The sequence below is a fragment of the Streptomyces sp. NPDC093984 genome (assembly GCF_044764595.1).
Taxonomy (GTDB): Bacteria; Actinomycetota; Actinomycetes; order Streptomycetales; family Streptomycetaceae; genus Streptomyces; species Streptomyces cynarae.
Map to the genome: position 1 here is coordinate 33,705 of NZ_JBIWIM010000024.1, position 13,211 is coordinate 46,915.

The window sequence follows — 13,211 nt, forward strand, 5'->3', positions numbered from 1 at the left end:
TTTACTCGACATCGACTAGGAGCACATTTCGTGAAGATCGGCATCGGTCTGCCCAACCAGGTCCGCAACGTACGGCCCACCGTCATCTCCGAGTGGGCCAGGCGCTCCGAGGAGCCGGGCTTCTCCACGCTCGGAAGCGTCGGCCGCATCGCCTATCCGGGCGTGATGGACACCATCGCGCTGGCCGCCGCCGCGGGCGCCACCAGCAGGATCGGGCTCATCAGCAACGTCCTGCTCGGCCCCGTGTGGCCCCCCGTCCTGCTGGCGAAGGAGGCGGCGAGCATCGACGCGGTCTCGGAGGGCCGCTTCATGCTCGGCATCGGCCTCGGAGGACGGCCCGACGACTTCGTCGTGGACGGACTCGGTCCGCGTGGCACCGGCAAGCGGCTCGACCGCGACCTGGAGGTCTACAAGAGCCTGTGGCGCGGCGAGATCCCGCCCGGCTGCGACAACCCGGTCGTACCCGAGGGCACCCGAGAGGTGCCGCTGCTGTTCTGGAGGAGCGGACGCCGTCCGTGCGACCGTCCAGGCGTTCGAGGACATCGGCGCCGACGAGCTTGTGTTCAACCCGACGAGCGACGACATCGACGAGGTGGCCAGGCTGGCCGACGTAGTGCTGTAACCGCGGACCGGCGAGGCGCACCGACTCCGGTGCCCCGCCCGCGGCACACGCCCGACACCACCGCCACCCTTCGCACACGGTGGCGCGTATCCGATGATTCAGACACGGGGAGGAACATCCATGCATGAGGCTGCGCAGGAACTGGGCAGACGGGGACTGATCGCCGGGGGAGTGGCCGCCGTCGTGGGGGGGGACTGGCGCCCTCCGCCTCGGCGGAGGAGGCCGAGGCCGGCGGTACACAGGCACCAGCGGCCCTCACCGTCGTGCCGGAGAACGAGCTGCGGGGCTACAGCCTTCCGCTCTCCGCTCGTGGGACCGCCAACATCGTAGGGCCGCCTCCGTGGCACTACGTCGGCAACGTTGTCGGAGTGGAGTTCTGGACCTCTCCCGAGGCCGCGGAACGTGCGCTTCCCGCGGGACTGACCCCCGATCCGTGTCGCCGGGACACGGGTACGCACTGTTCATCGACTGGCAGTTCTCCAGCGAGCACCAGGAGTACCTCGACCCGGTCCGCAGCCAGTACGCCGAGTTCCTGGTGCTGCTCGACGCGCGCCGGCAGAGCACCCCGGTGGCGTGGTGTCCCTTCATCTGGGTGGACAACGACGCCGCTCTGGCCCGTGGCTGGTTCCAGGGCTTCCCCAAGAAGCTCGGCAGCATCCAGCAGACCAGGGCCTTCCCGGTGACCGGCCAGGCCGCTCCGGTGGTCGGTGCGGGAGGCACGTTCGCCGCCGCGGCGTTCGTGGCGGGCCGACGGCTGGCGGAGGCGAAGGTCACCCTGCAACGTGCGACGGACACCCTGCCCGCGCTCGCCCGCCCGATCGTCAACCTGCGGCACTTCCCTCGTCTGATGGCCGGCCGCTACGACGATCCCGCCGTGCACGAGCTGACCATGTCGATCCTCGACATCCGCGGGTCGCCTCATGCTGGACCGGCAACGGAAGCGTGAGCTTCTTCCCCGTGCCCGGCGAAGAGCTGGCCGACCTGGCCGTGACCCGCACGGGTGCGGGATTCCGGGGCGCCCTGTCGTACACGATGACGGACCTGAAGATCCTCACCGGTCCGGATGCGGCCACCGACTGACGGGGGCGAGGCGGGTCAGGGTGCGGCGACGCGGGCCGGTCGTGGTCGGCGGACGAGGGTCTTGACGATCTCCCCGTCGACCACGAGGACTTGGCAGCCGCACCCGCCGGAGCAGTACTCGACCTCGCCTTCCGAGGTGCGGTGCCGCGATAGCAGGGCCCACCACCGAAGCCGTCCGGAGACCGGAGTCCGGCAGAAGGGGCAGTGGTCGTCATCCGAGAGCGTGACCATGGACGTGGAAGCCATGTCACCACGGTGAGGTAACCCTCTAATGAACTTCAACCATTACACCGGCCGCCGGCTCTCCCCGATGTGGGAAGCGGAGGGGCGTGCGGGCGTGTGGCTCGCAGTCGCCCGGCGCAGCGACCAGACGCCCGCCGCGACGATCAGCGCCGTGGCGGCCAGCTGGCGCGCCGTGAGCTGTTCGTGCAGCAAGGCGAATCCGATCCCCGCCCCCACGGCGGGGCTCAGCGCGAGCAGTACCCCGAAGGTGCGTGTGTCGATTCGCCGCAGGAGCGTCATGTCCAGCGAGTACGGCATCAAGGAGGACAGCAGAGCCACCGCGGCCCCGGTTCCCAGTACGCCAGGGTGGGCGGCCACATCCCGACCGTCGGTGAGGACGGTGACCGGGGCCAGGACACAGGCGCCGCACGCCAGGGCCAGGGTGAGGCCAGTCCAGTCGGTGAACAGACGCCCGACCCGCTGATTCAGCAGCACATACCCGGCCCGGCGCACCGCCGCGGTGACACCGAGCACGACCCCGACCGCGGGAAGGGACGCTACCCGGCGCGGCCAGCAGCACGCCGGCGAGCGCCAGCAGGGCCGCCATGACGTGCTCGGGCCGGCGGGACAGCACGATCGACAGCCCGAGCGGGCCGAGCAACTCCAACGTGGCGGCCACCCCGAGCGGCGGATGGCCGATGGCGTGGAAGTACGCCAGGTTCATGGCCGCGAGCACCAGCCCGAGGGAGACGGCCGCTCGCCACTGCCGGGCCGTCACCTGCCGCAGTCGGGGCCGGACCAACAGCCACAGGAACGCCGGGGAGAAGACGATCCGCATACCCGCCAACGCTGTCGGACCCGCGGTCGCATACGCCTCTTCGGCCAGGGCCGAGCCCACCTGCAGGCTGAAGATCTGGCCCAGCATCAGGGCCGTGCCACTGCGGCATCCCGTCGATCCGGGCGGGGACTCTTCACCGTGGGCACCTCCGGCGTCGTTCGGGCTGCGCGTCGCCCCGCCCACGGTGCTGTAATAGTCTTATGTACTTCAACCATTACGGCGGGGAGGCCGCCCGACTGGCCGCGGACCTGACCAACCTCACGGATCCACCGGGCCCCTCTGACCTCGAACCGCTGCTCGCCGCACACGGAATAGCGCGCCGTGCGCTGACCGCCGGACAGGCGAAGGAAGTCTGGGAGTGGAGCCGGCGCCTGGCGGCCTGCTTCGGATCACAGGAACTCGACCAGCGGTGCCAGGCGGTCAACGCGCTGCTCGCCGACTCCTCGAGCAGGCCCTACATCTCCCTGCACGACGGCAGCCCTCATCTGCACTACAGCACCGCCGACGCGGATGCCGCCGCCCACATCCGAGCGGTCACGGCCGCCGGACTCGCCTACGTGGTGTGCTTCGCGGACGCCGGCCGGCTGGGCCGCTGCGCGCGCCAGGGCTGCGGTCTGGCCTTCGTGGACACGTCCCGCAACGGCCGTCGCACCTACTGCTCGGTGCGCTGCGCCAACAACGACGCTGTGGCACGGCATCGCGGACGACACCGGGGCGAGACCCAGTCGACGACGCAGGGCGCCTGACGAAGCCCTCGTGCGGAACTCCTGCGACGCCGTCGAGCAGAGTCCAGGACTGGGCGGGTACCGGCGGTCACTGCGACGACCAACAGCCCGGCCGAGGAACGTCACTTGGCCGGCATCAACCGCTCGGTAAGCGCCTCCACCGACGCGATCACGGCCGCCCGGTGCCGCTTCAGCCGCGCTTCCTCGTCGTCGCCCGTGGGGTTACGGATGGCGGGAGGCGTGAACAGCCAGGCCTGGGCGGCGGCGAGAGCGATCATGAGGGCGTCCATGCCGGTTTCCAGATCGGTGCCGTGCGCGTCGGCCACGGCCTGCGCCTTGGTGAGATGGGCCTCCAACTCCTCGGCCGACGCCTCTGGTCTCTCCAGCGTCTTCCACTGGGTGAGCCGGATGAGCTCGGGGTCCTCGATGAAGGCGTCGAACAGGGCACCGGCATAGGCGGCCAGGTCGTCCGGGGTGAAGGGCACGACGTCGGCCAGGACGCGGATGCGTGCTTCCAGGACGGCGTCGAAGAGGTCGTCCTTGGAGCCGTAATAAGCGTAGATGGCCTGCTTGTTGGCGGGTGCGTTCTTGGCGATGCGCTCCACGCGCGCCCCGGCGAGTCCGTATGCGACGAACTCCTGGTGCGCGGCCTTCAACAGCCGCGCACGCGTCGCGGAAGAGTCATAACCCATGGGACCAGCCTAAAATACAAACGTCTGGATGGAAATTTCTCCCAAGCCCCTGCCTCTCCTTCGCACAGTCCGAGGCCCTGGGGCGCGGGCCCACGAAGGGTACGCGCCACAGGGCAGGGACCATGCGGGAGGGAGAGGTCAGACGCCGGCCTTGACGCCGTTGATGACCGTCGTGCCCTGCTGGGCAGGGACCCCCAGGGTCTTGAGGAAGGGCAGGGGGAAGCTCAGGGCAGGTGCCGTGAGGGCGTCGAGCTCGGCGAGATGGTCGGCGGAGAGGTTGACGTCCAGGGAGGCCAGGTTGGCTTCGAGCTGGGCCACCGTGCGGGCGCCGATGACCGTGGCGGTGGTCAGGGGCTGCTGGCGCACCCAGGCCAGTGAGACCGCCGCGACCGTGGTGTCCAGTTCCTTGGCGATGCGGGCGAGCACGTCGAGGAGTGCGAAGGTCTGCTCGTTGAGGTGGCGGCCGACGAAGACACCGCGGCCGGAGCCTTCGGGGTTGTGGTCCTCGCGGGTGTACTTGCCGGTCAGCACACCGTTGGCGAGCGGGCTCCAGGGCATCACGCCGAGGCCCAGTTCCCGCGCGACGCCGAACAGTTCGCCCTCCGAGGTACGCTCCAGCAGCGAGTACTCCAGCTGGAGCGCGGCGACCGGCGTCCAGCCGCGCCATTCGGCGAGGGTCGCCATGCGGGCCACCGCCCATGCCGGAGTGTCGGAGAGGCCGACGTAGCGGATCTTTCCCTCGCGGACGAGGTCGTCCAGCGTGGACATGGTCTCCTCCAGTGGGGTGTGCTGGTCCCAGTTGTGCTGCCAGTACAGGTCGACGTAGTCGGTGCCGAGCCGCCCCAGCGAGGCGTCGATGTGCTTGCGGATGGCCTTGCGGCTGGTGCCGCCGTTGTTGGGGTCGGTGGGGTCCATCGACAGGGCGACCTTGGTCGCGATGACGAGCCGGTCGCGCTGCTCGGGGTTCTTGCGCAGGTAGGTGCCGATGACCTGCTCGGAGCGGCCCTCCATGTACCGGTTGGCGGTGTCGATGAAGTTGCCGCCCGCGTCGACGTAGCGCGCGACGATGTCGAGCGAGGTCTGCTCATCGGCGCCCCAGGAGGGGTCGCCGAAGGTCATCGTGCCGAGCGCGAGGGGGCTGACGCGAAGGCCGGTGCGTCCGAGCGTGCGGAAGTCGGTGAGGCTCATGGGGGAATCTCCTTGAAGCTGATGAACGAGAGGGCGCAAAAGGCGGCAGAAGAACGGCAGTTGCGTATGGGATGGCCCGAGGAGGAACGGGCGGTGCCGTCGGGCTCCCGGGAGGGGTGTGCTACTTGGCGTAATCGGTGGAGAAGGCGATGGACTTCGTGCTCTCCAGATCGGCGAGCCTGCGCTCCAGTGCGCTCTTGATGGTCGTGTAGGAGTCGCTGCCGAGGGCGAGGCGCAAGGGGGCCGGGTTGATGTCCGCGGAGTCGATGATCGCGGCCGCCACCTTCGCGGGGTCACCGGTCGCCTCGGCCGTCAGATTGCCGCCGGTCGCCTCGATGTAATGGCGTATGCGTCCGACCGGGGTCGCGGCATAGGCGTCGAGCGCCGGTGCGATGGAGAGCGATGCGCCGAAGTCGGTGCGTACGACTCCAGGTTCGATCAGCGTGATCGCGATGCCGAAGGGCGCGACCTCGGCGGCCACCGATTCCATGAAGCCCTCGACGCCCCACTTCGAAGCGTGGTACATGCTCGCGCCCGGTGTCGTGATCTGGCCGCCCATCGTGGAGGTCTGGATGAACCGGCCGCCGCCCTGGGCCCGCAGGTGAGGGATCACGGCGCGGGCGAGCTGGATCGGGGCCGTCATGTTGAGGGCGATCTGCTGCTCGATGGCGGCGTCCTCCATCTCCTCGGCGGCACCGACGGCGCCGGAGCCGGCGTTGGAGAAGACGACGTCCACCCGGCCGAGTTCGGCGAAGACACGGTCGACCACCGCGCGCAAGGCCGCGGTGTCGGTCACGTCGAGCTGGGCCGTCCAGACCTGGTCGCCGTATTGCTTGACCAGGTCGTTCAGGCGCTCGGTGCGCCGGGCCACGGCGGCGACCCTGTCACCACGCCGCAGAAGCTGTTCTGCCACCTCACGACCGATGCCGGACGACGCCCCGGTCACCAACCACGTGCTCATAGCCATTCCTCCAGCTGAATCAACTGACTGCTCGCGTTCTGGTGGGACGGATGGTTGCGACGGACGGTCCAGACCGTTCCATCCATCCGGTTGGTTTTAACGTAGCGCTCCCAGTCGTTTAAAGCAACCGGATGGTTTAAATCGGAGTCCGGGGCCATGGGGCGGGTGCCAGCCTCCGCCGCAGGATGGCGATCGTCAGGGCGCCTGATGTGCCAACCCCTGAACGCTTCCTTTGGCTGGATGGCGGTACCAGGAAGGTCGGCGCTCTAGAATGGACTGACAGGTCCACTTTGGGGGGCGTCATGACCAGGGAGCTCACGGCCAAGGGCAAGGCCACGCAGAGACGCATCATCCAGGGAGCCTCGGAAGTGCTGCGAGAAAGGGGAGTCGCGCTGGCCACCTTGGACGACGTCATGGCGCGCACGCAGACCAGCAAGAGTCAGCTTTGCCACTACTTCCCGGGTGGAAAGGACGAGTTGCTGCTTGCCGTGGCAAAGTTTGAGGCCGACCGGGTGTTGGCTGAACAGCAGCCCTACCTCGGGTCGCTCGATTCCTGGGAAGCCTGGCAGTGCTGGCGTGACCACCTGGTCGAGCGTTACGAGGAGCAGGCCGCCGGCTGCCCGCTTGGTGCTCTCTTTCTGCATATGGGCCGGACCACTCCAGGTGCGCGGGCCGTGGTGGTGGAGCTGATGCGCGCATGGCAGGAAGATCTCGCGTGCGGAATCCGCGCGCTCCAGCGTGCCGGACACCTGCCTGCAGATCTGGACGTCGAAGCGCGGTCGGCTGCCCTGCTGGCGGCCATCCAGGGAGGCGTCGCCATCCTTCAGGCGACCGGACAGGCATACCACCTGCGAATGGCGCTCGACGAGGGCATTGCTGGGCTCCGCCGTGCGGCACTGGATCATGCGGCCGGCAGCGCTGGGAGTCGCTTGGCAGCTCTGTGACCCGAGAGCGAGGTCACCCGTGAGGCCGACCGGATCCGGTCGGCCTCCCCGCAAGATTGGACTTGTAAGTCCATTTTTCTCTGCGCACAGTGAGTCGAGAAGCCGCTCGGGCCCTCCGAGCGGAACATGCGGGCCCAGGACATGCTGTCCTGCCCGCCTGTCGGCGATCACCAGTGTGCGGGAGTGACAGATGAGCGGACGGCTGCAGGGTAAGCGGGCGCTGGTGACCGGCTCGACGAGCAACATTGGACGGGCCATCGCCGAAGCGTTCGGCGCCGAGGGTGCCCACGTGATTATTTCGGGACGCAACAAGCAGCGCGGCGCCGGAGTAGTCGACGGGATCCGTTCCCGTGGCGGGCGCGCCGACTTCGTGCAGGCAGAGCTGGACGGCAGCGCCCAGGCGTCACAGACGCTCGCCGCGAAGGCGACGGCGGCGCTGGGCGGCGGGATCGACATCCTCGTGAACAACGCAGGTATCTTCCCCGGCGAGAACACCCCCAGTACAGACGAGAAGACTTTCGACGAGGTCTACGGGGTGAACGTGAAGGCACCGTTCTTCCTCACCGCCGCAATCGCTCCCGCCATGGCCGAAGCCGGGGGCGGCGCCGTCATCAATCTGGGCTCCTGGATAGTCCGCCTCGGCATCCCCGTCGCCTCGCTTTACGCCTCGTCCAAGGGCGCCCTGGAAACGCTGACCCGCGCCTGGGCGGCGGAGTTCGGGCCGCGCGGTGTGCGGGTGAACGCGATCTCGCCGGGTGTCGTCAACGAAGCCGTTCCGGGCGAGGTCCACCCGGGCGAGTTGATGATGAAGGGCACACCGGCGGACGGCATGGGCTCACCCAGCGCGATCGCACACGCTGCGGTCTACCTCGCAAGCGACGAAGCCGACTTCGTGCACGGTGCCGTGCTCGACGTAGACGGCGGTCGCACCACCGTGGCGGTTATTTCTGAGCGCACCTGAGGAGGGGAGGCGCGTCATCCACCGCGGTCACTGCCTTTCCGGTCGTACGTCTGGTCTTACGTCTGCTTCGTGTCGGTGAGGGTGCTTCTGATAGCTCTTGGGTGATGTCCCGGAGCCAGATGACGATCGCCGTGACGGTCAGGGTGCCGTTGAAGATGTAGTCGCGCTTGTCGTATCGCGTTGCGACAGCGCGGAACTGCTTCCACTTGCTGATGCGCCGCTCGACGGCACTGCGGCGGCGGTACTGGGCCTTGTCGAAGGCCGGCGGACGTCCACCGGCCCGGCCCTTGCGTCGGCGCTAGGCCCGCTGGTCATCGGGCTGGGCAATGGTTGCAGGATGCCGATCTTCATGGTGGGTGTCGTCTTCGGTCTGGCCATGGACTACGAGGTGTACCTCGTGACCCGCATGCGGGAGGTGTACGTCCACGGTGAGCAGCCGACGCAGTCCATCGTGACCGGGTTCAGGCACGGCGCGAGGGACGTCACCGCGGCGATCGTGATCATGATCGCTGTCTTCGCCGGCTTCATCGGTTCCAGTGAGTCGATGGTCAAGATGATCGGCTTCGGCCTGGCCATCGCCGTCTTCTTCGACGCGTTCGTCGTCCGCATGGCGATCGTCCCGGCCGTCCTGGCACTGGGTCGAGCTGCTGGACCGTGGCCTCCGTGCCGGGGTTCAGGCCGGTGATGCGTGCGGCAGCCTCCCTGCCTTGTCGACGTTGCGTACCGCGAGCACAACCGACGCGCCACGGGATGCGAGCACTTCGCGATCTCGAGGCCGGTGTTGGCGCCGGTCACCACTGCCACCCGGCCCTGCTGGCCGGGCACGTCGTCGGCCGACCACTTCTCTTTCGTGGAATCTCCTGCGCGAAGGCTGTCCGCCGATGTGCCGGACTGCAGCAAGTGGGAACTCCGCCGCAGGCCGACCCATGGGGTGGGGGTGGGTTGGTGACACGATGGGCCACCCGGGTGGGGACGCCGTCCTCAAGGCGATCGCGGCCCGGCTCACCGCCTGGGCAGGTCCACGCGCAGCCGTAGGCCGCCTCGGGGGAGATGAACCGTTGACTGAACTAACTCGATCATTTTCGCAGGTCAGGCAGCCTTTCTGCTAGCTTCCGTGGATGCTTGGACGTGATCCCGAGAGGGAGTTAGCGAGCTTCGTGCTGCCCGAGGCCGGACAGCTAGCGGAGACGGGAGATCGATGGAGGCCATTTGTCCTCCTGGACGCGGACGGGGTCGAGATCGAACCCGTGGCCGCCTTCTTCGCGGAGCTGCTGGCTTGTGACAAGTCAGCAGCCACAATCCGGTCGTACGGAATGGATTTGCTGCGTTGGTGGCGCTTCCTGTGGGGCTGGGGGATCGCTTGGGATCGTGCAGCCCGGTCGGACGCTCGGGACTTCGCCCGCTGGATGAAGATCGCGAACAAGCCCGCACCGCTGCACTGGCGCCACCGACGGGACATCAAGACGGAGACAGCACCAAAGCCAGCACCAGAGAAGCTGCCGCCCGGAACCCCCAATCCGATCACCGGAAAGTCGTCACCAGGGCTGAGATACGCGCCAACAACGCGAGCGCACTGCGAGACCGTCTTGCGGGTCTTTTACGACTTCCACCTCTCCGAGGGAACTGGGCCGATCCTGAACCCGTTTCCACTGGATCGCTCCCGGCGCCATGGCAGAGCACACGCTCACCACAACCCTGACGAGCGGTTTCGCCACGAACGGCAAGGCCGCTACCGGCCGGCCATTCCCAAGCGAGCCCCTCGGCGGATCCCCGACGCAATGTTCAACGCACTCTTCGCCGCGCTGAAGCACGACCGTGATCGAGCTCTGCTGGCTTTCTGGGTTTCCAACGGGGCTCGCGCCGAGGAACTGCTCACCAGTCGGCACCGCGACGCGCTGCCCGGCCAACAGGTCCTGGGGGTGGTCCGCAAGGGGAGCCGGGCCTATCAACAACTCCCCTGCTCAGCGGACGCTTTCGTCTGGCTACGGCTCTATCAGGAGAGCGCCTGGCGGGCTGGGGTGCCCCGCGGACAGAACGAGGGGCTGTGGTGGACGCTACGCCGCCCGTGGCGCCCTCTGAACTATCCGGCGGCCCGTGCGATGTTCAACCGGGCCAACGGCTTGCTCGGTACGAACTGGACTCGCCACGATCTCCGCCACACCGCCGCCTATCGGCTGGCGAGGGATCCGAAGATGCCGCTGACCGACGTGCAGTGGGTGCTCGGCCATGCACACCTGTCGACGACACAGCTCTATCTTCCGGCCGACCGGAACGAGGTGATCGAACACGTTCGAGCACACCATGCCCGACGGGCCAAGTCCACCGAGCGGACTCCCGCGCCTCCGGCAGCCGGCTACAACCCTGAATCCCTCAACAACCTTTTCGGGACCGCCTGGTGACACCTACGGAGACCTTGTCCGCCGCGACGCATGTCGCACCTCCCGCATCCCTGAGCCTGGCCGGGGAGGCATTGAAAGCCGTCGCTTTGCGCTTCCCGCCCAGACCTGCGGAGGATCACTGGGCGGCCACGGCAGGCACGCAGGCCGACATCCTGGCTCGCCTGGAGCAACCTCCTCTGCGGCCGGCGGACGTGAAGCAGCACCGCGCCAGGATCCGCGGAGCTCGCCAGACCTTGCAGTGGCTGGAGACCTTCCCGGGGGCCACCTGGCAGCAGCGCTGGAATAGCAGTCCCGCGAGCACGCGTCCTGGCAATGACTGGGCCCGGTTGGCACCCGGTTGGATCGGAACGGCTGCTGGTCCCTCGCAACGGCAGGCGCTGTCGGGAGGGCTGCTGAGTCTGATCTGCGCCGACGTTGTCAGGCCCGCCCTCCCCTGGCTGCTGTCACGGACCTCGGCCAACATGACGAGCCTGCGGATCGGGCTGATCCCTGCCCGTGACCCGGAAGGATTCGCCGAGCTTGAAGCGGTGATCGAATCTGCCACGTGGTCCTCCAAGGTTGGGCGTGATGCCCTGCACTCCCTGGTCAAGATCGTGGCCGCCAAGGGCGGCACTTTGGCGGACATCACCGTCGGCGACGCGGTGGAGTATCTCGCCGCACTGAAAGCGGCGAACAAAGCCGCGAACGCCAAAGCGCGCGGCAACACCCTCTTCTACGCCTGGCTGCGCGAGTTGGGCACCCTGCCTGCAGAAGCCCCCAGTTCCTTGCGCTACCTGGCCAACACCAGTGGGCAGGTGTCGATGGAGCAGCTCGTCGACCGGTTCGGTGTCCGCTGCCGCCCTGTCCGAGATCTCTTGGTGGACTATCTCAAAGAGCGGCAGCCGGGTCTCGACTACACGTCCCTGAACAATTTGTCCCGGCACCTGGCCAGCAACTTCTGGGGTGATCTGGAACAACATCATCCTGGGATCGACTCTCTCCACCTGGCGCCCGAGGTGAGCGCGGCCTGGAAGCAGAGATGCCAGACTCGCATCGAACGGCGCCGTCAGCCAGACGGCAACGTGCGTGAAGTAGTGACCGGACGCGCCAACGTCGCCAGCATCATGCTCTCCGTCCGGGCGTTCTATCTCGACATCGCCCAGTGGGCCATTGACGAGCCGGCGCGCTGGGGGCCTTGGGCGGTGCCGAGTCCGATCAAGGACGCGGATGTCGCTGTCGTGAAAGACAACAAGCGGCGCAAAGCCCGAATGGACCACCGGACGAGGGAACGGCTCCCGGCTCTGCCTGTCGTCGCCCGAGCGGCTTCATCATGCCTGAACGAGGCCAAAGCCCGGCTACAGGCGCTGATGGACACCCCGCCAGGCGGTCAGTTCGCTTTCGCGGGCGACACTTTCAGGCGGGCAACGAAGGACGGAACGACCTGGGCGGTGAACATCGCTACCGGTCGGCGCGTCGACCTGGCCCTGGCCGAGAGCCGCGCGTTCTGGGCCTGGGCGATGGTCGAGTTTCTTCAGCACACTGGTGTCCGCATTGAGGAGATGCTGGAGGCCAGCCATCACAGCCTGATCCAGTACAGACTGCCCACAACCGGCGAGATTGTCCCCCTTTTACAGATCGCGCCCTCCAAAACCGATGAGGAGCGGGTCATCCTGGTCAGCCCGGAGCTCGCCGATGTGCTCAGTGCGATCATCGCCCGCGTCCGCGACCCGCGCACCGGTGCCGTCCCCTACGTCTCCAGCTATGACATGGCCGAGAAGACCTGGAATCCGCAGATGCCACTGCTTTTCCAGTGGTGCCGCAGTGGCGAGAGCTCCCGTCTCTCCCCGAAGCTCCTGCGCGAAGCACTTCAAGAGGTGCTGGCTTCCACGAATCTGACCGACTCAGCCGGACAGCCCTTGGACTTCTCACCCCATGACTTTCGGCGGATCTTCATCACCGACGCCATCCGAAGCGGCCTGCCCCCGCACATCGCGCAGGTCATCGCTGGGCACACCAGCATCAACACGACCATGGGATACAACGCCATCTACCCCGACGAGGCTATCGAAGCTCATCGCGCGTTCATCGCCCGGCGCCGAGCACTTCGGCCCAGCGAGGAGTATCGAACCCCCACCCACGAGGAATGGGATGCCTTCCTTGGACACTTCGAGCGACGCAAACTCTCCATCGGAATCTGCGCTCGCGCATTCGGAACTCCCTGCATCCACGAACACGCGTGTATTCGATGCTCCATGCTCCGACCGGACCCGGCTCAGAGACACCGCCTCATCGAGATCCGCGACAACCTGATCGCCCGAATCACCGAAGCAGAACAGGAGGGATGGCTCGGTGAGATCGAAGGACTCCAAGTCAGCCTCGCCAGCGCAGAGGAGAAGCTCACCCAGCTCGACTCGGAACGAGAACGGCAGTGCAAGGTGATCCACCTCGGTATGCCTACCTTCAGCCAGATCTCGACGCGGACCAGCACAGCTGCGAGACCTTCGAGTTACTGACTTCGGCTCGTCAAGGTGACGTTGGATCGTCGAGGGTCAGGCCGGTGCCCGCTATGAAGCCGTCGAGGGTGTCGGGCCGGTATTGGA

Annotated in this window: 15 protein-coding genes and 2 pseudogenes; 11 read left to right on the plus strand and 6 right to left on the minus strand. The window is 67.4% G+C overall.

Annotated elements, in window-relative coordinates:
• Positions 1–30: 30 nt before the first annotated feature.
• The 3 genes from ACIRC0_RS37425 to ACIRC0_RS37435 all read left to right on the plus strand — a co-directional run bounded on the left by ACIRC0_RS37425 (position 31) and on the right by ACIRC0_RS37435 (position 1,702).
• Positions 31–750 carry an LLM class flavin-dependent oxidoreductase gene (locus ACIRC0_RS37425; RefSeq protein WP_403625883.1) on the plus strand — a complete coding sequence of 240 codons (720 nt, stop codon included), beginning with the start codon at positions 31–33 and terminating at the stop codon, positions 748–750.
• Positions 751–1,055: 305 nt separating this feature from the next.
• Entirely contained in the window at positions 1,056–1,568 is a 513-nt protein-coding gene (locus ACIRC0_RS37430) for an acetoacetate decarboxylase family protein (RefSeq protein ID WP_403625886.1), read from the plus strand.
• Positions 1,565–1,702 carry a hypothetical protein gene (locus ACIRC0_RS37435; RefSeq protein ID WP_403625889.1) on the plus strand — a complete coding sequence of 46 codons (138 nt, stop codon included), beginning with the start codon at positions 1,565–1,567 and terminating at the stop codon, positions 1,700–1,702. Before ACIRC0_RS37430 ends, ACIRC0_RS37435 begins: the two co-directional genes overlap by 4 nt.
• 15 nt (positions 1,703–1,717) lie before the next feature.
• Here ACIRC0_RS37435 and ACIRC0_RS37440 read toward each other — a convergent pair whose 3' ends face one another.
• Together ACIRC0_RS37440 and ACIRC0_RS37445 are read right to left on the minus strand one after the other, a co-directional pair.
• The gene (locus ACIRC0_RS37440) at positions 1,718–1,948 is read right to left on the minus strand and encodes a hypothetical protein (RefSeq protein ID WP_403625892.1); all 231 of its coding nucleotides are present in this window, start codon (positions 1,946–1,948) and stop codon (positions 1,718–1,720) included.
• Positions 1,949–1,987: 39 nt separating this feature from the next.
• A complete protein-coding gene (locus ACIRC0_RS37445; RefSeq protein WP_403625895.1) occupies positions 1,988–2,458 on the minus strand; it encodes an EamA family transporter in 471 nt (156 codons plus the stop codon).
• Positions 2,459–2,529: 71 nt separating this feature from the next.
• On the opposite strand from ACIRC0_RS37445, the gene ACIRC0_RS37450 reads away from it, so the two are divergent.
• Positions 2,530–2,955, plus strand: coding sequence for a hypothetical protein (locus ACIRC0_RS37450; protein WP_403625898.1), 426 nt, complete (start codon positions 2,530–2,532; stop codon positions 2,953–2,955).
• Positions 2,956–2,962: 7 nt separating this feature from the next.
• The gene (locus tag ACIRC0_RS37455; RefSeq protein ID WP_403625901.1) at positions 2,963–3,508 is read left to right on the plus strand and encodes a CGNR zinc finger domain-containing protein; all 546 of its coding nucleotides are present in this window, start codon (positions 2,963–2,965) and stop codon (positions 3,506–3,508) included.
• Positions 3,509–3,609: 101 nt separating this feature from the next.
• On the opposite strand, the gene ACIRC0_RS37460 is transcribed toward ACIRC0_RS37455, so the two are convergent.
• The 3 genes from ACIRC0_RS37460 to ACIRC0_RS37470 form a co-directional block, all read right to left on the minus strand.
• Positions 3,610–4,179, minus strand: coding sequence for a TetR family transcriptional regulator (locus tag ACIRC0_RS37460; RefSeq protein WP_403625904.1), 570 nt, complete (start codon positions 4,177–4,179; stop codon positions 3,610–3,612).
• 138 nt (positions 4,180–4,317) lie between these two features.
• Positions 4,318–5,367, minus strand: coding sequence for an aldo/keto reductase (locus tag ACIRC0_RS37465; RefSeq protein WP_403625907.1), 1,050 nt, complete (start codon positions 5,365–5,367; stop codon positions 4,318–4,320).
• Between the two features lie 121 nt (positions 5,368–5,488).
• A complete protein-coding gene (locus ACIRC0_RS37470; protein WP_403625910.1) occupies positions 5,489–6,328 on the minus strand; it encodes an SDR family oxidoreductase in 840 nt (279 codons plus the stop codon).
• A gap of 302 nt (positions 6,329–6,630) precedes the next feature.
• On the opposite strand from ACIRC0_RS37470, the gene ACIRC0_RS37475 reads away from it, so the two are divergent.
• Together ACIRC0_RS37475 and ACIRC0_RS37480 are read left to right on the plus strand one after the other, a co-directional pair.
• On the plus strand, positions 6,631–7,272 hold the full coding sequence (locus ACIRC0_RS37475; RefSeq protein WP_403625912.1) for a TetR/AcrR family transcriptional regulator: 642 nt from the start codon (positions 6,631–6,633) through the stop codon (positions 7,270–7,272).
• Between the two features lie 190 nt (positions 7,273–7,462).
• Complete coding sequence (locus ACIRC0_RS37480; RefSeq protein ID WP_403625915.1) at positions 7,463–8,233, plus strand: SDR family NAD(P)-dependent oxidoreductase; 771 nt, start codon at positions 7,463–7,465, stop codon at positions 8,231–8,233.
• A 109-nt stretch (positions 8,234–8,342) separates the two neighbouring features.
• On the opposite strand, the pseudogene ACIRC0_RS37485 reads toward ACIRC0_RS37480, so the two are convergent.
• Positions 8,343–8,564, minus strand: a pseudogene (locus ACIRC0_RS37485) (transposase); the annotation flags it as partial.
• A 6-nt stretch (positions 8,565–8,570) separates the two neighbouring features.
• On the opposite strand from ACIRC0_RS37485, the pseudogene ACIRC0_RS37490 reads away from it, so the two are divergent.
• The 4 genes and pseudogenes from ACIRC0_RS37490 to ACIRC0_RS37505 all read left to right on the plus strand — a co-directional run.
• A pseudogene (locus tag ACIRC0_RS37490) lies at positions 8,571–8,897 on the plus strand (MMPL family transporter); the annotation flags it as partial.
• Positions 8,898–9,186: 289 nt separating this feature from the next.
• Positions 9,187–9,342: a diguanylate cyclase domain-containing protein gene (locus ACIRC0_RS37495; protein WP_403625918.1), complete on the plus strand. Its 156-nt coding sequence runs from the start codon at positions 9,187–9,189 to the stop codon at positions 9,340–9,342.
• A gap of 9 nt (positions 9,343–9,351) precedes the next feature.
• On the plus strand, positions 9,352–10,632 hold the full coding sequence (locus tag ACIRC0_RS37500; protein ID WP_403625921.1) for a tyrosine-type recombinase/integrase: 1,281 nt from the start codon (positions 9,352–9,354) through the stop codon (positions 10,630–10,632).
• A 14-nt stretch (positions 10,633–10,646) separates the two neighbouring features.
• Entirely contained in the window at positions 10,647–13,124 is a 2,478-nt protein-coding gene (locus tag ACIRC0_RS37505) for a tyrosine-type recombinase/integrase (protein ID WP_403625924.1), read from the plus strand.
• Positions 13,125–13,211 lie beyond the last annotated feature (87 nt).